The 19,907-nt window shown below is 64.6% G+C and carries 16 protein-coding genes; 8 read left to right on the top strand and 8 right to left on the bottom strand.

The features are described 5' to 3' along the window. Positions 1-54: 54 nt before the first annotated feature. Complete coding sequence (locus IF10I1_RS19075) at positions 55-876, bottom strand: cyclase family protein (RefSeq protein ID WP_186424609.1); 822 nt, start codon at positions 874-876, stop codon at positions 55-57. Between the two features lie 259 nt (positions 877-1,135). Between IF10I1_RS19075 and IF10I1_RS19070 the strand changes: the two genes are divergently transcribed. From IF10I1_RS19070 to IF10I1_RS19060, 3 genes are all read left to right on the top strand, one after another. Beyond that, complete coding sequence (locus IF10I1_RS19070) at positions 1,136-2,662, top strand: YifB family Mg chelatase-like AAA ATPase (RefSeq protein ID WP_186424608.1); 1,527 nt, start codon at positions 1,136-1,138, stop codon at positions 2,660-2,662. A gap of 117 nt (positions 2,663-2,779) precedes the next feature. Beyond that, a complete protein-coding gene (locus tag IF10I1_RS19065; RefSeq protein ID WP_208994292.1) occupies positions 2,780-3,706 on the top strand; it encodes an AraC family transcriptional regulator in 927 nt (308 codons plus the stop codon). Positions 3,707-3,739: 33 nt separating this feature from the next. Beyond that, on the top strand, positions 3,740-4,111 hold the full coding sequence (locus tag IF10I1_RS19060) for a cupin domain-containing protein (protein ID WP_186391418.1): 372 nt from the start codon (positions 3,740-3,742) through the stop codon (positions 4,109-4,111). Positions 4,112-4,399: 288 nt separating this feature from the next. On the opposite strand, the gene IF10I1_RS19055 is transcribed toward IF10I1_RS19060, so the two are convergent. The 3 genes from IF10I1_RS19055 to trpA form a co-directional block, all read right to left on the bottom strand. Further along, entirely contained in the window at positions 4,400-5,716 is a 1,317-nt protein-coding gene (locus tag IF10I1_RS19055; RefSeq protein WP_186391417.1) for a folylpolyglutamate synthase/dihydrofolate synthase family protein, read from the bottom strand. Between the two features lie 215 nt (positions 5,717-5,931). Further along, positions 5,932-6,846 (bottom strand): acetyl-CoA carboxylase, carboxyltransferase subunit beta, encoded by a 915-nt coding sequence (gene accD / locus IF10I1_RS19050; protein WP_186391416.1) that lies wholly within the window; start codon positions 6,844-6,846, stop codon positions 5,932-5,934. A 36-nt stretch (positions 6,847-6,882) separates the two neighbouring features. Then, positions 6,883-7,710: a tryptophan synthase subunit alpha gene (gene trpA, locus IF10I1_RS19045; protein WP_186391415.1), complete on the bottom strand. Its 828-nt coding sequence runs from the start codon at positions 7,708-7,710 to the stop codon at positions 6,883-6,885. Positions 7,711-8,047: 337 nt separating this feature from the next. Here trpA and IF10I1_RS19040 point away from each other — a divergent pair, with 337 nt between their 5' ends. After that, entirely contained in the window at positions 8,048-8,215 is a 168-nt protein-coding gene (locus IF10I1_RS19040; protein WP_160318761.1) for a hypothetical protein, read from the top strand. 339 nt (positions 8,216-8,554) lie between these two features. Here the strand turns inward: IF10I1_RS19040 and trpB are convergent, their stop codons facing one another. From trpB to IF10I1_RS19025, 3 genes are all read right to left on the bottom strand, one after another. Beyond that, on the bottom strand, positions 8,555-9,760 hold the full coding sequence (gene trpB / locus IF10I1_RS19035; protein WP_186391414.1) for a tryptophan synthase subunit beta: 1,206 nt from the start codon (positions 9,758-9,760) through the stop codon (positions 8,555-8,557). Between the two features lie 15 nt (positions 9,761-9,775). Further along, entirely contained in the window at positions 9,776-10,435 is a 660-nt protein-coding gene (locus tag IF10I1_RS19030; protein ID WP_094462564.1) for a phosphoribosylanthranilate isomerase, read from the bottom strand. Positions 10,436-10,522: 87 nt separating this feature from the next. After that, complete coding sequence (locus IF10I1_RS19025; protein WP_050474012.1) at positions 10,523-12,805, bottom strand: NADP-dependent malic enzyme; 2,283 nt, start codon at positions 12,803-12,805, stop codon at positions 10,523-10,525. Between the two features lie 144 nt (positions 12,806-12,949). On the opposite strand from IF10I1_RS19025, the gene mutS reads away from it, so the two are divergent. After that, entirely contained in the window at positions 12,950-15,694 is a 2,745-nt protein-coding gene (mutS, locus tag IF10I1_RS19020; RefSeq protein ID WP_186391413.1) for a DNA mismatch repair protein MutS, read from the top strand. Positions 15,695-15,706: 12 nt separating this feature from the next. Here mutS and IF10I1_RS19015 read toward each other — a convergent pair whose 3' ends face one another. Further along, the gene (locus IF10I1_RS19015; RefSeq protein WP_186391412.1) at positions 15,707-16,639 is read right to left on the bottom strand and encodes a LysR family transcriptional regulator; all 933 of its coding nucleotides are present in this window, start codon (positions 16,637-16,639) and stop codon (positions 15,707-15,709) included. Positions 16,640-16,746: 107 nt separating this feature from the next. Here IF10I1_RS19015 and IF10I1_RS19010 point away from each other — a divergent pair, with 107 nt between their 5' ends. From IF10I1_RS19010 to dctP, 3 genes are read left to right on the top strand one after another with little or no spacing between them, the layout of a single operon-like run. After that, entirely contained in the window at positions 16,747-17,934 is a 1,188-nt protein-coding gene (locus IF10I1_RS19010) for a CaiB/BaiF CoA-transferase family protein (RefSeq protein WP_186391411.1), read from the top strand. Beyond that, positions 17,931-18,878 carry a hydroxymethylglutaryl-CoA lyase gene (locus IF10I1_RS19005; protein WP_186391410.1) on the top strand — a complete coding sequence of 316 codons (948 nt, stop codon included), beginning with the start codon at positions 17,931-17,933 and terminating at the stop codon, positions 18,876-18,878. The genes IF10I1_RS19010 and IF10I1_RS19005 overlap by 4 nt, the downstream gene beginning before the upstream one ends. A 37-nt stretch (positions 18,879-18,915) precedes the next feature. Then, positions 18,916-19,902, top strand: a complete 987-nt coding sequence (gene dctP, locus IF10I1_RS19000) for a TRAP transporter substrate-binding protein DctP (protein ID WP_186391409.1) — start codon at positions 18,916-18,918, stop codon at positions 19,900-19,902. The last annotated feature ends 5 nt before the right edge of the window (positions 19,903-19,907 follow it).

The raw sequence follows: 19,907 nt of genomic DNA, 5'->3' as shown, positions 1-19,907 counted from the left end.
GAAAGGTAACGGCCCCGCCCGGCCTGAAGCCCGGCACTCTCTCCTGTTTCGGCTTCACGCCAGCGCAAAGATGCGGGCCGGGCCGCCGGTGCCGCCCCGGTGCTTGGGCGCGCCAACGACCAGCGTTGCGCCCTTGAGCGGCAGCTGGTCCAGATTGGCGATGCACTCGATGCCCCAGCGGTTCGACGGCAGCCAGGCGTAGTGAACCGCGAAATCCGGCGACATGCCGTAGTCCAGCGACAGCGTGTCCGAGGCAATGCCGGAGATCTTGCCCGTTTCCATCAGCATCTGAACCGCTTCCACATGGAAGCCGGGGAAATGCATCTTGCCATCCGCATCGGCATTGCGGAATTTCTCCGTGTTCACATGCTTGTCCCAGCCGGACAGCATGGCAACGCAGGCGCCTTCCGGCAGATCACCGTTTGCCGCCGTCCACGCCTTGATATCGTCAGGCGTCAGCTGCGCATCGGCGTTTTCCGCCGCCCTTGCGCGGATGTCGACGATGCACAGCGGCACGACGAGATTGGCCACCGGAATTTCCGCCACCGACAGCCCGTCAGCCGAGAAATGCAGCGGCGCGTCCACATGGGTGCCGGTGTGCTCGTTCACCCGCAGCTCGAACAGGTTGAACTTGTCCTTGGCGTAGTCGAACAGCTTTTCGGCAAAGAACTGCTGCTGGCCGAAAAAGGTCGGGAAGGCCTCGTGCAGCTCATGGGTCAGGTCGCTGACCTTGCTGGGCACCGCCGCCATGGCGGAAAAGGGCGCGCTTACCGCCGCAGCGGCCGCCACTGCCCCGCCAACGGCTGCGGCCCGGAAAAGATCGCGCCGCGACAGCATGCGGTCCTTCACGGCATTCATCACACACACATCACACATGGCTGTTCCCCTTTGCCTCTCTGGGCTTAACCAACGCTCGACGAGCTTGCCTCATCGAGCGTTGGTCAAGCCCGTGCGGCGCGTGAGCCTCTTCAAGGCGTGATGCGTCAGCATCTCAGAGCCTTGGTACTATGAAAAGATGCTGCAACCTGTCCCGGAAAAGCGCAAGGCCAAAGAAGCGGCGTTAATGTTCTGTTTACGTTCTTGACTCCCTGAAAAGTTGCCGTAATCTCGAATACGACCCATAGGGGAGGCGCGTATGGTAAGCCGGGTGACAACGGTCGCATTTCAGGGCATCGAGGCAGTGCCCGTTGATGTGCAGGTGCAGGTGGGGCCCGGCATGGTGGCCTTCACCGTGGTGGGCCTGCCGGACAAGGCGGTGGCCGAAAGCCGGGAGCGGGTGCGTGCCGCCCTGCATGCCTCGGGTCTGGCGCTGCCGGCCAAGCGGGTGATCGTCAATCTCGCCCCAGCCGATCTGCCGAAGGAGGGCTCCCATTACGATCTGCCGATTGCGCTGGGCATCATGTCCGCCATCGGTGCCATTCCGCCGGACATGCTGGCCGACTACGTGGTGCTGGGGGAACTGGGGCTGGATGGCACGCTGGCGCCGGTGGCCGGGGTGCTGCCTGCGGCCATGGGCGCCAACGGGCTCGGCAAGGGACTGATCTGCCCGGAGGAATGCGGGCCGGAAGCGGCCTGGGCCGATGGGGAGATGTCCATCCTTGCGCCGCGCTCGCTGATCCAGCTGGCGAACCATTTCAAGGGCACGCAGGTGCTCTCCCGGCCTTCCCCGCGCCTGCGGGGTCTGCCGGCCAACCTGCCGGACCTTGCCGATGTGAAGGGGCAGGAGACGGCCAAGCGTGCGCTGGAGATTGCCGCAGCCGGTGGCCACAACATGCTGATGGTCGGCCCGCCGGGCGCGGGCAAGTCGATGCTGGCCAGCCGCCTTGCCTCCATCCTGCCGCCGCTGTCGCCAAGGGAGCTGCTGGAAGTCTCGATGATTGCCTCCCTCGCCGGAGAGCTGGCCGATGGCAAGCTGACCGACCGGCGCCCCTTCCGTGCGCCGCATCACTCGGCGTCGATGGCCGCGCTCGTCGGCGGCGGTTTGCGGGCGCGGCCGGGGGAAGTGTCGCTCGCCCACAATGGCGTGCTCTTTCTGGATGAGCTGCCGGAGTTCCAGCCGCAGGTGCTCGACAGTCTGCGCCAGCCGCTGGAGGCAGGCGAAACCATCATTGCCCGGGCCAATCACCGGGTCACCTATCCCTCGCGCATCCAGCTGATTGCGGCGATGAACCCGTGCCGCTGCGGCCATGCGGGCGAGCCGGGGCACCAGTGCCGCCGGGGCCCGCGCTGCGCCAGCGAATATCAGTCCCGCGTCTCGGGCCCCTTCCTCGACCGGCTGGACCTCAGGATCGAGGTTCCCGCCGTCACCGCCAGCGATCTGCTCACCCCCGGCCGTGCGGAAAGCTCAGCCGCCGTGGCCGAAAAGGTGGCCATGGCACGCGATCAGCAGGCGGCGCGCTACCGGGCGCTGGGCCTTTCCGCCCGCACCAATGCGCAGATGCCGGCCGCCGTGGTGGAGGAGGTGGTGGCGCTGGACCCGTCAGGCCGCCAGTTCCTCACCGATGCGGCCAACAGCCTTTCCCTCAGCGCCCGTGGCTATCACCGCGTGCTGAAACTCGCCCGCACCCTCGCCGACCTCGACGGCGACCCCACCGTCACCCGCATTCACCTCGCCGAGGCCCTCAGTTACAGAGGCCAGGATGTGCTCAAGCAGGCGGCGTGAGGGGAAAGGCAGGTTCCCCGCCACGTCCTCCCGGTTGCCTGGCGTTCCGCCCGGCGGCATAATCAGGGAAGACTGAGAATACGTTCCGGACTTGCGGCTTTGGCCAACGGACTGCGAATGGCTAGGAAAGACAAGACCTTGCATGCAGGTACGGGCAAGCTGGAGGAGACGCCGGGCGGCAGGGCGGCGGGCTGGATCAATCTGGCGTCCGGCATGGAAGGCTGCGAACGCATAGAGGCCTATTTCTCGGGGCCCGCCTACCAGCCGCACAGGCATGACACCTATGCCATCGGCTGCACATTGTCCGGTGTGCAGCAGTTCCGGTACCGGGGTGGGGTGAGCGAGGGCCTTCCGGGCACGGCGATGGTCATTCATCCCGATGAGCTGCACGATGGTCAGGGGGGAACCGAAGACGGCTTCCATTACCGCATGTTCTACCTTGATCCTGCCCTTGTGCAGACTGCGCTCGGTGCGCATCAGCCCCTGCCATTCGTTGCTGGTGGCATCAGCCGCGATCCAAGGCTGCTCAGGACCATTGGCGGCCTCGTCAGCCACATCGGCGCGCCTATGGAGACGCTGCAGTACAATGATGCCGTTTATGATCTGGCGCTCGCCCTGCAGGCCGCCGGAGAGCCTTCTGCCGCACGGGTCATAAGCGCGCCGGACAGCCGGGCGGCCCACGTGGCACGCGACTTTTTGCGGCAGGCTTGCGGGCGGTCCGTTTCCCTGGAGCACCTCGAACAGGCGACGGGGCAGGACCGCTGGCAGCTCTCGCGCGATTTCCGGGCCCTGTTCGGTACCAGCCCTTACCGCTATCTGACACTGCGGCGGCTGGATCATGCGCGGGCGCTCATCCGTGCTGGTGCGTCTCTGGTACAGGCAGCTCTTGAGGCCGGATTTGCGGATCAGGCGCATTTCACCCGCCACTTCCGCAGCGCCTTCGGCATGACACCCGCCCGCTGGCGGCGGCTCATCTGCCAGCCTGAACGCGCTGACGCGCAGCTTGCACGAACGTTCAAGAAGCCGCCCACTGGTCCGGTCTAGCCTGCTGTTCCCCCCGCAACGGAGCAGGACAGCATGGACAAGACATACAAGGCCATCAATTTCGCTGAAAAACTGACCTTGATCGACGCTCTCTGGCAGCCCCGCGTTGCCGCCGAAATGAATGAGTATCAGTTCAAGCTGGTGCGGATCGAAGGGGATTTCGTCTGGCACGACCACCCGGAGACCGATGAAACCTTCATCGTGCTGAAGGGGCAGCTCAGGATCGACCTCCGCGACGGCGCCGTTTCGATTGGCGCCGGAGAGATGTTCGTTGTGCCCAAGGGCGTGGAGCACAAGCCCTATGCCGCGCAGGAAGTGCATCTTCTGCTGATCGAACCGCGGGGCATCCTCAACACCGGCCACACCGGCGGGGAGCGGACTGCACAGAACGATCTCTGGATCTGAGGTTTTCCGGGTTGTGGGCCGGGCTCCAACGCTGCGAGCTTACCCCGGCACGGCGTCTCCCCTTGTCATCCCCACGCAGGTGGGGATCCAGTAGCCGCGGCGGCTGAACTCGCAAAAGCCGGGGCTACTTGATCCCGGTCTTGCCGCTGCGCGGCAAACCGGGATGACAACCGTGGAGGAGGTGCTTGCCCACGCCATCGTCTTCCCGGACGAAGCAAAGCGGAGATCCGGGACCGGTGAGCTGCGGCGTATCTGCCCGGCAATCAGCTTGCCGCCAACCAGCCACCTTTACCTCGGTGCCATCCCATTGGCGGCGAGGACGTCGCCGACGAGGTAGAGGGAGCCGCAGACGAGGATGCGGGGGGGCTCGCCGTCGCGGGCGGCGCAGCGGCGGATGTCGGCGACGGCGGCCTGCAGGCTGTCGAAGGGCGTCGCTTCCAGACCGGCGGTGCGGGCGAAATCGGCCAGTTCGAACGGATCATGCGCCGCATTGGTGGATTTCACCGGCACGGTGGCCACATGGCGCACAAGGCCGTGGAAGGCGCGGTAGAAGCCGATCGGGTCCTTGGTCGTCAGCATGGCCGAGATCATGTAAAGCGGGCGCGGGTGCCGCTCCTCCTGCTCGCCCATGAAGGCGGCAACGCGCAGGGCAGCACCCGGATTGTGGCCGCCATCAACCCAGATTTCCGCCCCTTCCGGGCATTGGTCGACAAAGGGGCCGTGGGTCAGAACCTGCAGCCGCCCCGGCCAGACCACATGCTTGAGGCCCTTTGCAATCGTGGCCTCATCCGGCAGCAGGCCTGCGGTCTTCAGCGCGGCAATGGCAAGGCCTGCGTTGATGATCTGGTGGCCGCCGGTCAGGCTCGACAGCGGCAGGTCATAAAGCCCGTTGTCATCCTGATAGCAGAGCCGGCCCTGATCCTCGCTGGCGGTATATTCCTGACCAAAGCGGGCGATGGGCGCGCGGTTGCGGGCGGCAACCCGGTCCAGCACCGCCTGCACCTCGTCCTCCTGGGGGGCTGAGACAACCGGGCAGCCGGGCTTGATGATGCCTGCCTTCTCGCCTGCAATCTCGCTCAAGGTGTTGCCGAGGAACTTCTCGTGGTCATGCGAGATGGAGGTGATGACCGACACCAGCGGCCGGTCAATCACGTTTGTGGCGTCGAGCCGCCCGCCAAGACCCACTTCCAGCAGCAGCACATCGGCCGGCTCCTCGGAGAACAGCAGCAGGGCGGCGGCGGTGGTGATTTCGAAGAAGGTGATCTCGTTCCCGCCGTTCGCCTCCTCGCAGCGGTCGAGCGCGGCCATCAGGCGCGGATCATCGACCAGCTTGCCGTGCTCGCCGAGGCGGATGCGCTCGTTGAAGGCAACCAGATGCGGTGAGGTGTAGACATGGCAGCGCTTGCCGGAGGCCTCCAGAATGGCGCGCATGGTGGCCGTGACGGAGCCCTTGCCATTGGTGCCCGCCACATGGATCACGGGCGGCAGGCGCCGTTCCGGGTTGCCCAGCGCCGCCAGCAGGCGGTGCATGCGGTCCAGCGACAGGTCGATCTGGCGCGGGTGCAAGGCGAGAAGCCGGTCAAGAATGGCGGTGATCTGGTCCATGGCGTCCCTGGAGTTTCCCTGCGGATGGCACAAACATTCTGGAGCCGCCCGGCGGCACTGGTCTGCCGGGCAAGCCCCGTCTCTTTGCTTTCAGGCAGGCCGCTTGAACGGCCCTGCTCTGGCTTGCGGGAAGGGATGATCCCGCAAGGCGAGCCTCTCATGCTTGTGTCAAACAGACATGAAGCATCGGCAGGCCGCCGTGCGGGCTTTTTTTTTCAGGCGGCGGAAGCCTGATCCTGGGCGGGTTCGTCCGCGGGCGGATCAAGGTCCGGCAGGGTCAGCTCACGCTTCATGAAGATGCCGGCAAGGCGCGAGATGGTGTCCTTCAGGTCATGGCGCTTCACCACCATGTCCACCATGCCGTGAGCCAGCAGATATTCGGCGCTCTGGAAATCATCCGGCAGCTTTTCGCGGATGGTCTGCTCGATGACGCGGCGGCCGGCAAAGCCGATCTGGGCGCCCGGCTCGGCGATGTGAACATCCCCCAGCATGGCGTAGGAGGCCGAAACGCCGCCAGTGGTCGGGTTGGTCAAAACCACGATGTAGGGCAGGCGTGCCTCACGCAGCATCTGGATGCCGATGGTGGTGCGCGGCATCTGCATGAGCGACAGGATGCCTTCCTGCATGCGCGCGCCGCCGGAGGCAGCAAACAGCACGAAGGGGGTCTTGTGCTCCACGGCGGTCATCATGCCGGTCAGGATGGCTTCGCCTGCGGCCATGCCGAGCGAGCCGCCCATGAAGTCGAAATCCTGCACCGCAGCGGTGAAATCGAGACCGTTGACGCGGCCGCTCGCCACCAGAACCGCGTCTTCCTCGCCGGTGCGGGTGCGGTATTCCTTCAGGCGGTCGGCGTATTTCTTGGTGTCGCGAAACTTCAGCGGATCAGCGGTCACGGAAGGCGTTGCCACCCGGTCATAGCTGCCGCCATCGAAGAAGGACTCAAGGCGCTTCTTGGCTGGAATGCGCATGTGGTAGCCGGAATTCGGCACGACCCACAGGTTGGCTTCCAGATCGCGGTGGAACACCATCTCGCCCGTTTCCGGGCATTTGATCCAGAGGTTTTCCGGCATCTCGCGGCGCGACAGGAAGTTGCGCAGCTTGGGCCGTACGACAGTGTTGATCCAGTTCACGGCAAATCCCGTTCGTTGTTGGTGCCTGTTGGCCGGTCAGCGGGCGCGCGCCACGCCTCCGGCCAGGGAGGACACAAGATTTGTCACGGCGGCAACGGTCTTGTCCGTCGCCTGTCCATCTGCATCGAGGCTGTTGCGGATCGCCTCCACCAGCACGGAGCCGACGACCACGCCGTCCGCATCCTTGCCGATGGCCTCGGCATCCTCAGCCGTCTTGACGCCGAAGCCGACGGCGACCGGCAGGTCCGTGTGGCCCTTGATCCGCTTCACCGCCGCCGAAACATTGGTGGTGTTCAGGGCCGCCGACCCGGTGATGCCGGTGACGGAGACATAATAGACGAAGCCGGACGTGTTTTTCAGCACCGCCGGCAAGCGGCGGTCATCGGTGGTCGGCGTTGCCAGGCGGATGAAGTTGATGCCGCCTTCCAGCGCCGGGATGCAGAGTTCGTCGTCAGCTTCCGGCGGAATATCGACAACAATCAGGCCATCCACGCCCGCAGCATGCGCCTCGGCGACAAAAGCCTCCGGCCCGCGCACATAAATGGGGTTGTAGTAGCCCATCAGCACGATGGGCGTGTCCTGATCCTTCTCGCGGAACTTGCGCACCATGGCGAGCGTCCGGTCCATGGTCTGGCCGCCCTTCAGCGCCCGCTGGGTGGCAAGCTGAATGGGAATGCCTTCCGCCATCGGATCGGAAAAGGGCATGCCGAGTTCGATCACGTCAGCGCCTGCCGCAGGCAGGGCCTCAAGGATCGCCTGCGATGTGGCCAGATCCGGATCGCCTGCCGTGATGAAGGTGACAAGGGCCGGACGCCCCTTTTCGGCACAGGCCTTGAATCGGCGGTCGATGCGCGTCCCGGTCATTCAGCTTCCCATCCTTGAGGATCTGTTCGCAGATCTGGTTTGCCAGGCAGGCAGCCCGGAGGGCGGGCGCGCTGAACCTTGAAACCAGCGCTTGGATGTAGGGGGCTTCAAGGCCTTCTGTCAACGCATCGCGGCAGGGAAAGGCAAGAAAGGCTGAATCGCGCCGCTTTTCCTGCAAGGGGAAGACGCATCAGCGGCAGAAATCCTGTCCTTTGAGCCATGCAGCGGTTGCAGGGTTGGTCTGCAATGGGGGGGCCTTGAAGCGCGCATTGTGCGTCTCTATCTCTTGAAGACAAGGCCGGGTTGGCCAGGAACAACAAGAAAAGGAGCCTCCCCCATGATCATTGAGACCACGCGCCGCAAGACAACGCGCCTCGCCGGAATTGGCCGCATCTTCAGCGACCGTGAGCCGCAGGCCGCTGCACCGCATAAGGACCACAACGGCCCGGGTGCATTCGAGTTTTATCTCACCGCCATGTTCGCAGGCGGCCTAACCGGCCGTTGACCGGACGTTTTTCATGCAAAGGCCCCGCAGTTTAGAAGGCTGCGGGGCCTTTGCGTTTGCCGGGAAGGTGTGCGCGGAATTGGCCCGGCTGGCGTGCAGCCCCGGAGGGGGGCAGGGCCACGCATTCAGGCGGCACACGCTGTCCCCGTGTCATTCCGGTTTGGCGCGAAGCGGCAAGACCGGAATCCAGTAGCCCCGGAATCTCCGTTCATTTCTCACGCCGGGCGCACTGGATCCCCGCCTGCGCGGGGATGACAAGGTGAGGAGCTGCGGAGACAGCACCGGCAGAAAACGCCGTGGCTCATGACAAGCCACGGCATAGTGAGGCAAACCCTCAGATCACAGATCGAAGCCGAGCATCTTGCCGACGGTGAAGACGTCCTTGTCGCCGCGGCCGCACAGGTTCATGACGATGATCTGGTCCTTGTCCATCTTCGGCGCCATCTTGACCACCTGGGCCAGCGCATGGGCCGGTTCCAGCGCCGGGATGATGCCTTCGACCTTGGTCAGAAGCTGGAAGGCGGCCATGGCCTCGTCATCGGTGATCGGCACATAGTTGGCGCGGCCGATTTCCTTCAGCCAGGAATGTTCCGGCCCGATGCCGGGGTAATCAAGGCCTGCCGAAATGGAATGGCCTTCCAGGATCTGGCCGTCATCATCCTGCAGCAGATAGGTGCGGTTGCCATGCAGAACGCCCGGCTTGCCGGCATTCAGCGAGGCGCAGTGCTCGTGGCCGTTCAGGCCGCGCCCGCCCGCCTCGACGCCCCAGATTTCGACGCTCTTGTCATCGAGGAAGGGGTGGAACAGGCCGATGGCGTTGGAGCCGCCGCCGACAGCGGCAACGATCGCGTCCGGCAGGCGGCCTTCTGCGGCCAGAATCTGCTCGCGGGTTTCCTTGCCGATGACGGACTGGAAATCGCGCACCAGCTCCGGATAGGGATGCGGGCCTGCGGCCGTGCCGATCAGGTAATAGGTGTCGTCAACGTTGGTGACCCAGTCACGCAGCGCCTCGTTCATGGCGTCCTTCAGCGTGCCCGCGCCAGCGGTGACCGGAACGATCTCGGCGCCCAGCAGCTTCATGCGGAAGACGTTCGGCTTCTGCCGCTCCACGTCCGTGGCACCCATATAGACCACGCAGGGCAGACCGAAGCGGGCGCAGACGGTGGCCGTCGCCACGCCATGCTGGCCAGCGCCGGTCTCGGCGATGATGCGCGTCTTGCCCATGCGCTTGGCCAGCAGGATCTGGCCGAGGCAGTTATTGATCTTGTGGCTGCCGGTGTGGTTCAGCTCGTCGCGCTTGAAGTAGACCTTGGCGCCGCCCAAATGTTCGGTCAGGCGTTCGGCGAAATAAAGCGGCGACGGACGGCCGGTGTAATGGGTGTTGAGGTTGTCCAGCTCCGCCTTGAAGGCCGGATCGGCCTTGGCGTCGCTATAGGCCTTTTCCAGATCGAGGATCAGCGGCATCAGGGTTTCGGCCACGTAGCGGCCGCCGAAAATCCCGAAATGGCCCCGCTCGTCCGGGCCGGACCGCAGGGTGTTCGCCATTGTGGTCAACTCTCGTCACTCCTTCGCCTGTTCCGCGCTCCGGACTGCCGCCACAAAAGCACGTATCAACCCGCTGTCCTTCACGCCCTTGCTGCGCTCGACGCCGGAAGAGACATCGACCGCAGTGGCGCCGCTGAGCGCAATTGCCTGCGCAACGTTTTCCGGATCCAGCCCCCCGGAAAGCATGAAGGGACACGGCAGGTCAAGCGACTTCAGCAGCGTCCAGTCAAACGGAACCCCATGGCCGCCGGGCACATCGGAATCTTTCGGGGGCTTGGCGTCAAACAGGATCCGCTCAGCAACATTGACATAGGGCAGGGCGGCCTCAAGGTCAGCCCTTTCGCTCACGCCAATTGCCTTGATGATGCGCCGGCGCAACATTACCCTCCCGGCAGCACAGGCTTCCGGCGTTTCCTGGCCGTGGAACTGGAAAATATCCGGCTGCACCAGCTCATTGATGCGCTGCAGGCCATGCAGATCCATGTCCACCGTCAGAGCGACAATCTCGCTGCGCCCACGGGCGATATCGGCCAGACGGCAGGCATCGGAGAGGGTCACGTGGCGCGGGCTCTTGGGAAAGAACACGAGCCCGACCATATCCGCCCCCGCCTCAACGGCAGCTTCCATGGTTTCGGGGGTCGAAAGACCGCAGATCTTGATGATGGTTTTGGGCATTCTGAATTCCTGCGGCTTTCACATCTTTGACGGACAGTGGGTGCCGCCTGGCTGGCCCGGACGGGACGCAGGCGGCACCCTGATAGATCACGTCACGTTATAGGCTGCAATCGCGGCCATGTTGACGATGTCGCTGTCCTTGGCACCCATCGGGACGATCTGCACCGGCTTGTCGAAGCCGACGAGCAGCGGGCCGATGACGGTGGAGCCGCCCAGTTCCTGCAGCATCTTGGTGGCGATGGAGGCCGAGTGGAAGGCCGGCATGACCAGAACATTGGCCGGGCCGGTCAGGCGGCAGAAGGGATAGGCTGCCATCTTGTCCATGTTGAGCGCCACGTCTGCCGCCATTTCGCCATCATACTCGAAATCGACGCGGCGGCGGTCGAGGATGCGCACGGCTTCCTGCACCCGCTCGGCGCGCTCGCCCTTCGGATGGCCGAAGGTGGAATAGGCGAGCATGGCCACACGCGGCTCGTAGCCAAGCCTCCGGGCGACATGGGCTGCCTCTTCAGCGATATCGGCCAGTTCCTCCGCGTTGGGCATGTCATGCACCGTGGTGTCGGCGATGAGCACGGTTCGGCCACGGCACAAGGCCACCGAAACACCGATCACCCGGTGGCCGGGCTTGGTGTCGATGCACTGGCGCATGGTGTCGAGCGCGACGGAATAGTTGCGGGTGATGCCGGTGACCATGGCATCCGCATCACCCCGCGCCACCATGATGGCGCCCCAGTAGTTGCGGTCGTTGTTGACCATGCGGTGGCAGTCGCGCAGCAGATAGCCCTTCCGCTGCAGCCGGGTGTAGAGATACTGCGCATAATCGGTGTTGCGGGTGGAATTGCGGGCGTTCTGGATGCTGATGCCGGAACGGGCAAGATCGACACCGGCGCCAGCGGCGGCTTCGCGGATTTCATCCTCGCGGCCGATCAGGATGGCCTCGCCCAGCCCCTGGCTGACGAAGCTGACGGCGGCGCGGATCATCGGTTCTTCTTCGCCCTCGGCAAAGACCACGCGCTTGGGCGCCTGACGCACCTTGGAGAAGATGCGCTGCAGGGTTCCGGCCACCGGATCGCGGCGGGCAGAAAGCTGGTGCCTGTACTGGTCCATGTCGATGATCGGGCGGCGGGCAACGCCGGTGTCCATCGCCGCCTGCGCCACGGCGGGCGGAATTGTGGAGATGAGGCGCGGATCAAACGGCACGGGGATGATGTAGTCGGGGCCGAATTTCGGGCGGCTACCCCGGTAGGCGGCAGCCACTTCGTCCGGCACTTCCTCGCGGGCAAGAGCTGCCAGCGCCTGCGCACAGGCGACCTTCATCGCATCGTTGATCGTCGTCGCCCGCACATCCAGCGCACCGCGGAAGATGTAGGGGAAACCGAGCACGTTGTTGACCTGGTTGGGGTAATCCGACCGGCCCGTGGCGATGATGGCGTCGTCGCGGATGGCCGCCACCTCTTCCGGCGTGATTTCCGGGTCCGGATTGGCCATGGCGAAGATGATCGGGTTCGGGGCCATGGCGCGCACCATGTCTTCCGTCAGGGCGCCCTTCACCGACACGCCGAGGAACACATCCGCCCCCTTCAGCGCCTCATAGAGGGTGCGGGCATCGGTCTTCACCGCATGGGCGGACTTCCACTGGTTCATGCCATCGGTGCGGCCCTGATAGATAACGCCCTTGGTGTCGCACAGGATGACGTTCTCATGCGGCACGCCCAGCGCCTTGACCAGTTCGATACAGGCAATGCCGGCCGCGCCCGCGCCATTGCAGACGATACGCACCGACTTCAGGTCCTTACCCGTCAGATGCAGCGAATTGATCAGGCCGGCGGCAGCGATGATGGCGGTGCCGTGCTGGTCGTCGTGGAAGACGGGAATATCCATCAGCTCGCGTAGGCGCTGCTCGATGATGAAGCACTCCGGCGCCTTGATGTCCTCCAGGTTGATGCCGCCGAAGGAGGGGCCGAGATAGCGCACGGCGTTGATGAACTGGTCCGCATCTTCCGTATCGACCTCAAGGTCGATGGAATCCACATCCGCAAAGCGCTTGAACAGCACCGCCTTGCCTTCCATCACCGGCTTGGAGGCAAGCGCCCCGAGATTGCCGAGGCCGAGGATGGCCGTGCCGTTGGAGATGACCGCGACCAGATTGCCGCGCGTCGTGTAGTCATAGGCCCGCGAGGGGTCTTCCGCGATGGCCCGAACCGGCACTGCCACACCGGGGGAATAGGCCAGCGACAGGTCGCGCTGCGTCGCCATCGGCTTGGTGGGGTTGATTTCGAGTTTGCCGGGCTTGCCTTCCTGATGGAACAGCAGGGCCTCCTGGTCTGTAAAGCTGACGCCTGTCTTGCCCTTCTTGCCTGATGACGACATGGTCTGGCCGGTCCTTCCCTCGTGCTGCGAAGCCTTCGCTTCTCTTATCTGGACCAAGACCTTATCCCCGGAAAATTACCGCCTCAAGGCGCCTTTAGGCACAGGACCTGTGAAAGCTGCGGAGGGCTTTGCTAGGGTCCGCACATGCCGACCGATCAGAGCCCCTATACCCCTGCCCCGAACGACGCCGCATCCGGCGCGAGCGATGCCCGCGTGACGCCGATGATGGCGCAGTTCATCGAGATCAAGGCCGCCAATCCGGACAGCCTGCTGTTCTACCGCATGGGCGATTTCTACGAGATGTTCTTCGAGGATGCCGAGATCGCCTCGCAGGCGCTGGGCATCACGCTGACCAAGCGCGGCAAGCATCAGGGTGAGGATATCCCGATGTGCGGCGTGCCGGTGCATGCGGCGGACGACTACCTGCAGAAGCTGATCGGTCTCGGCCACCGGGTCGCGGTCTGCGAGCAGATGGAAGATCCGGCCGAGGCGAAGAAGCGCGGTTCCAAATCCGTCGTGCGGCGCGATGTCATCCGCCTCGTTACCCCCGGCACCCTCACCGAAGAGCGGCTGCTGAATGCGGGGAGCAACAATTTCCTCCTGGCGCTGACCAGGCTGCGCGCCGGTTCTGACGCAGGCGACGGTGTTTTCGGCCTTGCGTGGATCGACATGTCCACCGGCAGCTTCCAGGTGGCCGAAACGGATCTGCAGCGGCTTTCGGCCGACCTAGCCCAGATCGATCCGCGTGAAATCGTGCTGCCGGACAATCTCCTGCAGGAGACCGAAATCCGCCATCTGGTGGAAGGGCAGGGCGCTGCCATTTCGCCCGTGCCGCGTGCCTTCTTCGACGGGGCAACGGCGGCGGACCGGCTGGCGAATTATTTCCGGGTGAAGACCCTCGACGGTTTCGGCAATTTCTCCCGCGCCGAGCTGACCGCAGCGGCCGGCATTCTCGCCTATGTGGAGAAGACCCAGCTGGGCGAACGCCCGCCGCTGGACCCGCCCACCCGGGAGGCGGCACGCGGGCGGATGCTGATCGATCCGGCCACCCGCGCCAATCTTGAACTGACGCGCACCCTCTCCGGCGAGCGGCAGGGCAGCCTTCTGTCATCCATCGACCGCACGGTGACAGGCGCAGGCGCGCGCCTGCTGGCCAGCCGTCTGGCCGGACCGCTCACCGATCCGGCCGAAATTGCCACACGGCAGGACTCCGTCGGCTTCTTCCTCGACAACGAGATCCTGCGCGACAGCCTGAGGGCCGAGCTGAAGGCGGCTCCCGATCTGGCCCGCGCCCTATCCCGCATTGCCATGCAGCGCGGCGGCCCGCGTGACCTTCTGTCGATTGCGCAAGGGCTTGAGGCAACGGCGCGCATTCTGACGCAGATGAAGAGCGCCCAGGATCTGCCGCCGGAACTCGCCGGTGCCTGGCGCGATCTTGCCGCCGCCCCTCATGATCTGGGCGCCGAACTGACCCGCGCGCTCGACCCCGAGCCGCCTCTGCTCAAGCGCGACGGCGGGTTTGTGGCGGCTGGCTATGACGCCAACCTGGATGAGCTGCGTGATCTGCGCGATGCCTCGCGCAAGGTGATTGCCCGGCTTCAGGCGGACTATTCCGAAGAGCTGGGCCTGCGCTCGCTCAAGATCAAGCACAATAACGTGCTGGGCTGGTTCATCGAAGTGCCGGCCGGACAGGCGGACAAGCTGTCGGCGGATCCGGCGCGCTTCATCCATCGCCAGACCATGGCGGGCGCCATGCGCTTCACCACTACGGAGCTGGCCGATCTGGAATCGCGCATCGCCAGCGCGGGGGAGCGGGCGCTGGCCATCGAGCTGGAGATCTTCGACCGGCTTGCCGCCCAGCTGGTGGCGGACAGCGAGCCAGTGAAGGCCGCAGCCCGGGCGCTGGCCGTGATCGATGTGGCAGCGGCCCTGTCGAAACTGGCGCAGGATGAAAATTACTGCCGCCCGCTGGTGGACATGAGCCTTGCCTTCGCCATCGAAGGCGGCCGCCATCCGGTGGTGGAACAGGCGCTCAGGCGCGGCGGCGGCGATACCTTCGTGGCCAATGACAGCAACCTCGGGCCGCAGGGCAAGGAAGCGTCGGGCCAGATCTGGCTGATCACCGGTCCCAACATGGCCGGTAAGTCCACGTTCCTGCGGCAGAATGCGCTGATTGCCGTTCTGGCGCAGATGGGCAGCTTTGTGCCTGCCGCCAACGCTCATCTGGGCGTGGTGGACCGGCTGTTCTCCCGCGTCGGCGCGGCCGATGATCTGGCGCGCGGCCGCTCCACCTTCATGGTGGAAATGGTGGAAACGGCGGCCATCCTCAATCAGGCGGGCGAGCGGGCGCTGGTCATTCTGGACGAGATCGGGCGCGGCACGGCCACGTTCGATGGCCTGTCCATCGCCTGGGCTGCCATCGAGCACCTGCACGAGGTGAACCGCTCCCGCGCGCTCTTTGCCACCCACTACCACGAGCTGACCGCGCTGGCCCAGCGCCTGCCGCGGCTGACCAATGCCACCGTCTCCGTGAAGGAGTGGAACGGCGACGTGGTCTTCCTGCATGAGATCATCCCCGGCGCCGCAGACCGGTCCTATGGCATTCAGGTGGCCAAGCTTGCGGGCCTTCCGGCGGCGGTGGTGGAGCGGGCGAAGTCCGTTCTCTCCCAGCTTGAGGAAAAGGACCGCCGCTCCCCGGCGGAAACCCTGATCGACGAGCTGCCGCTGTTTGCCGCCGTGGTCCAGACCACCAAGGCCGCCGCCACTGCACCTGCGGCCAAGGCCGATCCGGTGCTGGAAGCGCTCGGTGAAATCAATCCGGACGACCTCACCCCGCGTGAGGCGCTGGAAGCGCTCTACCGGCTGAAGTCTCTCAAGGCGAAAGGGTGACGCCGGAAAAGGTCAGGCCTGCTCTGCCTTGCGGGCCTGCCATAGTCCGCTGTCGATGGCCTTATGCACCAGTTCGATGACGAGCCGCTGCACCGTCTCCAGCGCATAGGAGGACGGGCGGTCCGCCATCTGGCACAGATGCAGCGTGCGTGACAGTTCCGGCATGATGATGGGCCGGACAGCGAGGGCGCCTGTTTCTATGTGCTCCTGCAGAAACAGCCGTGTGCCGATGGCGCAGCCGAGCCCCGCAATCAGCGCGCCGCCGATCACATGCACCGAGTTCAGCTGGAAGCGGGCACTGCTCTCCAGCTTCTTCAGCAGCGTGGCGTCATCGACCAGCGCACGCGCCGAAATGCCCTGGCGCAGGATGATCATCGGCAGCCCGAGCGTGTCGTGAAAGGCGATCGGGCGGCCGGTTTCCCCGATGATGGCCTCGTGCCCGATCAGCACCATGCTTTCCTCCAGCACCGGGATCGACTTCAGCCGTGCATCCGCCGGAGGGTTGTAGACAAGAGCCATGTCCACGTCGGCCGCGAGCAGATGCGCGAGTGTCGTGCCGGACAGGCTTTCGGAAAGCGACAGGTTCAGCTTCGGGTAGTCGGTCATGATTCGCTGAAGGAGCGGCACGCCGATGGCCTTGACCGCCGAATAGGCCATGCCGATGGTCACGTCACCCGCAACCTCGCCGCCTGAAGCCTTGATGTCCCTTTCGGCGGCCTGCATGGCGCGCAGGATTGCCTTGGCGTGGGTGTAAAGCCGCTCACCCGCCGCCGTCGGTTCCAGCCCGCGCGGCCTGCGGTGGAAGAGCTTCTGTCCGAGATCCGCCTCAAGATTGGCGAGGTGATGGCTCAGCGCCGACACCGCGATGCGCAACTCGCCGGCAGCGGTCGTCAGGCTGCGTCTTTCAAAGATCGCCTCGAAGTAGCGGAGCTGGCGCGTATCCATGGTTTCTCGGTTTTAGAACGAAGCCTTATAAACTTTATAATTTTTCTACTCCGTGTCGAGCGCTAACTTGCTGTCATGCTGCCGTCAAGCAGTGGGAGGAGATGCAGGTGACGGAACCGTTCAAGCCGCTCGAAGGCATACGCATCGTCGAGATGAGCCACATGATCATGGGGCCGTCCTGCGGCATGTTCCTCGGCTTTCTCGGCGCCGAAGTGATCAAGGTCGAGCCGCCGGAAGGGGACAAGACCCGCTATCTGTCCGGCATGGGGCGGCCGATGTTCCCGCTCTTCAACCGCGGCAAGAAGTCGGTCCAGCTTGATCTGGCCAGCGAGAGCGGCCAGGCCGCGCTTCGCAAGCTGCTGGCCACCGCCGACGTCTTCATTGAAAATTTCCGGGACCAGTCGCTGGCAAAGATGGGTGCTGACGGCGAGACGCTGCGGCGCGAATTTCCCGGACTGATCGTTGCCTCGCACAAGGGCTTCCTGCGCGGCCCCTATCAGGACCGCACGGCGCTGGATGAGGTGGTCCAGATGATGACCGGCCTTGCCTATATGACCGGGCCTTCGGGCAGGCCGTTGCGGGTCGGGTCATCGGCGAATGACATCATGGGCGGGCTCTTCGGTGCCTTTTCCGTTCTGGCTGCGCTGCTGGAGCGCAAGGAAACCGGCAAGGGCCGCAACCTGCGCATTGGCCTGTTCGAGAATTGCCTGCTGCTCGTTGCCCAGCACATGGTTCAGTACGAGCTCGAAGGCAAATCGCCGCCACCGATGCCGGAACGGGATTTCTCCTGGCCGGTCTACGATATTTTTGACACCTCGGACGGCAACCAGATCTTCGTCGGCGCCGTGACCGAAGGGCAATGGGTTGCGCTGTGCAAGCTCCTGGGTCTCGATGAATTGCTGAGCGATCCGCAGCTGCAGACGCGGATGCAGCAGATTGAGGCCCGCGGCCGGACCATTCCGGTCGTCGCCCGTGCCATTGCGGCCCGCGATGCCGGTGAGCTTGCGAGGCAATTCGAGGACCTGGGCATTCCCTATTCACCCATCGCAAAACCCGCCGACATGTACAGCGATCCGCATGTGATGCGCCCCGGCGGGCTTGCCACCTCGCATATGCCGGATGGCTCCACCTTCCGCGCCCCGTCCCTGCCTTTCGAAGTCGATGGCGAAATGCTGACCGGTGGCGGTGATCTGCAACGGGTGGGGCAGGACACGGAGACGGTTCTGACCGGGGTCGGCCTGGATGCGGCAGAGATCATCGCCGCCCGCGGCAAGGCAAAGGAGCAGGCGGCATGACACGGCTTCGCGATGTCTATCCTGCGGATCGCGTGGTGCTGCGCGAAGTCGGGCTGCGTGATGGCTTGCAGCTCGTCAAATCCTATCCCTCGACCGCAGCCAAGATCGAGTGGATCAACCGTGAATACGCTGCCGGTGTGCGCAATTTCGAGGTTGGCTCCTTCCTGCCGGCCTCACGTTTTCCGCAATTCGCCGATGTGCGGGAGGTGCTGGCTGCGGTGAAGGCCCTGCCGGGCGCCCATGCGGTTGGTCTCGTCCTCAACGACCGGGGCGCGGATGACGCGCTTGCGTCCGGGGTTGATGAGATCATGTGCGTTGTCTCTGCCACGGAAGCGCATTCGCAGGCCAACACCCGGCGCAGCCGCGCCGAAGCGGTGGCCCATGTGAAACGGCTTTGCGCGCTGCGCGATGCCAGTGATCACCGGCCACTGGTGAATGCCGGCATCGCCATGGCCTTCGGCTGTTCGATCACGGGTGCCGTCGATCCGGACGAGGTGCTGTCCCTTGCGGAGGCACTTTTCGAGGCTGGTGCCGATGTCGTCGGTTTGGCCGACACGGTCGGCTTTGCCGGACCAGACCAGATTGCCGCGCTTGTCCGGCGTATCCGCGCCATTGCGGCAGACCGGGAGGCCGCCATCCACCTGCACGACACGCGCGGCATGGCGATGGCCAATGCGTCCGCCGCGCTCGATGCGGGCTGCCGCATTCTCGACGGAGCGCTCGGGGGGCTGGGAGGCTGCCCCTTTGCGCCCGGCGCTACCGGTAATGCGGTTTTCGAAGACCTCGTTTTCCTATGCGAATCCAAGGGCTTTGCCACCGGCATCGACATTGGAAAGCTGATCGGGGTCCGGGAGATTCTGGCCCGCGAAATGCCTTCAGAAACGCTTTACGGCCAGCTGGCCCGTGCAGGGCTGCCGCAGGCGGCCGGAACGGGAGCAATGTGAGCCTGAGATAAACAGGTCAAACTGGGAGGAGACCATCATGACGAAGACACTTCTTGCAACGCTTCTTGCCGCAACAGCCATGACAGGCGCTGCGGGTGCAGCAGAACTGATGCGCTGCAGCCATCAGCTGCCGCCCGGCCATCACATTTCCGAGGTGATCGAGAAATGGGCCGCAGAAGTTGAAACCTTGTCCAACGGCGAGATCGATGTTCAGATCTTCGGCGCCGACAGCCTGATCAAGGCCAATGACAATATCCTCGCCGTTGCGCGCGGGGAGATCGAATGCGCCTTCTCGCTGAACTTCCAGTGGGGCAAGACGCTTCCCCTCATGAACGTCACCATCGGCCCCTACACCATGTCCTCCATCGAGTCCTGGAAGAAGTGGCCGGACTCGGAAGCCGCTGCCTATCTCGAAGGCAAGCTTCTCGACAAGGGTGTGAAGAACATCGCCTGGATGTTCCAGACCAATGTCAGCGTGTTCACGTCCAAGGGCAAGGCACTGACGAAGCCGGACGACTTCAAGGGCCTGAAGATGCGCGGCCTTGGCCCTGCTTTCGACCGTGGCCTGACCGCCATGGGTGCCTCGACGGTGTCGCTGCCCGGCAGCGAGGTCTATCAGGCGCTGGCGACCGGCGTGATCGATGCTGCCGTGACCGACGTCGCGGCCGCCTATTCGCGCCGCTACTACGAGGTGCAGGACCACATGACGGTCGTGCCCGTCCTTGCCGCCTATCTCCACGGCTATGTGACGCCCTCCTGGTATGACGGCCTCACCGGAACGCAGAAGGCGGCCATCGATGAGGCTGGCAGGAAGGCAGCGGGCTGGGCCATCGAGGCCTCTGAAAAAGCCTCCGCCGATGCTCCGGCCCAGCTGCAGGAGAAGGGCGTGACCGTCCACATCGCCACCAGCGAGGAGAACGAAGCCTTCCGTGCGGCGATGCAGCCGGCCTTTGAAGAGGGCTTTGCCGCCGAGACCGGCGAGGAAGGCCGCGAGCTTCTGGCGCTGATTGCAAAGATCAAGTAGCTCCG

It is taken from the genome of Pannonibacter sp. I15F10I1, assembly GCF_900185665.1.
GTDB lineage: Bacteria > Pseudomonadota > Alphaproteobacteria > Rhizobiales > Stappiaceae > Pannonibacter > Pannonibacter indicus.
This window is presented reverse-complemented; position numbering and strand designations above follow the sequence as displayed.

What these genes read in the sequence shown, in the direction of transcription:
- trpA (WP_186391415.1), bottom strand. Translation starts at nt 7,710, where the DNA reads ATGACCGGGACGCGCATCGACCGCCGATTCAAGGCCTGTGCCGAAAAG.
- trpB (WP_186391414.1), bottom strand. Translation starts at nt 9,760, where the DNA reads ATGGCGAACACCCTGCGGTCCGGCCCGGACGAGCGGGGCCATTTCGGG.
- IF10I1_RS19040 (WP_160318761.1), top strand. Translation starts at nt 8,048, where the DNA reads ATGATCATTGAGACCACGCGCCGCAAGACAACGCGCCTCGCCGGAATT.
- IF10I1_RS19005 (WP_186391410.1), top strand. Translation starts at nt 17,931, where the DNA reads ATGACACGGCTTCGCGATGTCTATCCTGCGGATCGCGTGGTGCTGCGC.
- IF10I1_RS19055 (WP_186391417.1), bottom strand. Translation starts at nt 5,716, where the DNA reads ATGGACCAGATCACCGCCATTCTTGACCGGCTTCTCGCCTTGCACCCG.
- IF10I1_RS19075 (WP_186424609.1), bottom strand. Translation starts at nt 876, where the DNA reads ATGTGTGATGTGTGTGTGATGAATGCCGTGAAGGACCGCATGCTGTCG.
- IF10I1_RS19025 (WP_050474012.1), bottom strand. Translation starts at nt 12,805, where the DNA reads ATGTCGTCATCAGGCAAGAAGGGCAAGACAGGCGTCAGCTTTACAGAC.
- dctP (WP_186391409.1), top strand. Translation starts at nt 18,916, where the DNA reads ATGACGAAGACACTTCTTGCAACGCTTCTTGCCGCAACAGCCATGACA.
- IF10I1_RS19070 (WP_186424608.1), top strand. Translation starts at nt 1,136, where the DNA reads ATGGTAAGCCGGGTGACAACGGTCGCATTTCAGGGCATCGAGGCAGTG.
- IF10I1_RS19060 (WP_186391418.1), top strand. Translation starts at nt 3,740, where the DNA reads ATGGACAAGACATACAAGGCCATCAATTTCGCTGAAAAACTGACCTTG.
- IF10I1_RS19030 (WP_094462564.1), bottom strand. Translation starts at nt 10,435, where the DNA reads ATGCCCAAAACCATCATCAAGATCTGCGGTCTTTCGACCCCCGAAACC.
- mutS (WP_186391413.1), top strand. Translation starts at nt 12,950, where the DNA reads ATGCCGACCGATCAGAGCCCCTATACCCCTGCCCCGAACGACGCCGCA.
- IF10I1_RS19015 (WP_186391412.1), bottom strand. Translation starts at nt 16,639, where the DNA reads ATGGATACGCGCCAGCTCCGCTACTTCGAGGCGATCTTTGAAAGACGC.
- IF10I1_RS19065 (WP_208994292.1), top strand. Translation starts at nt 2,780, where the DNA reads ATGGCTAGGAAAGACAAGACCTTGCATGCAGGTACGGGCAAGCTGGAG.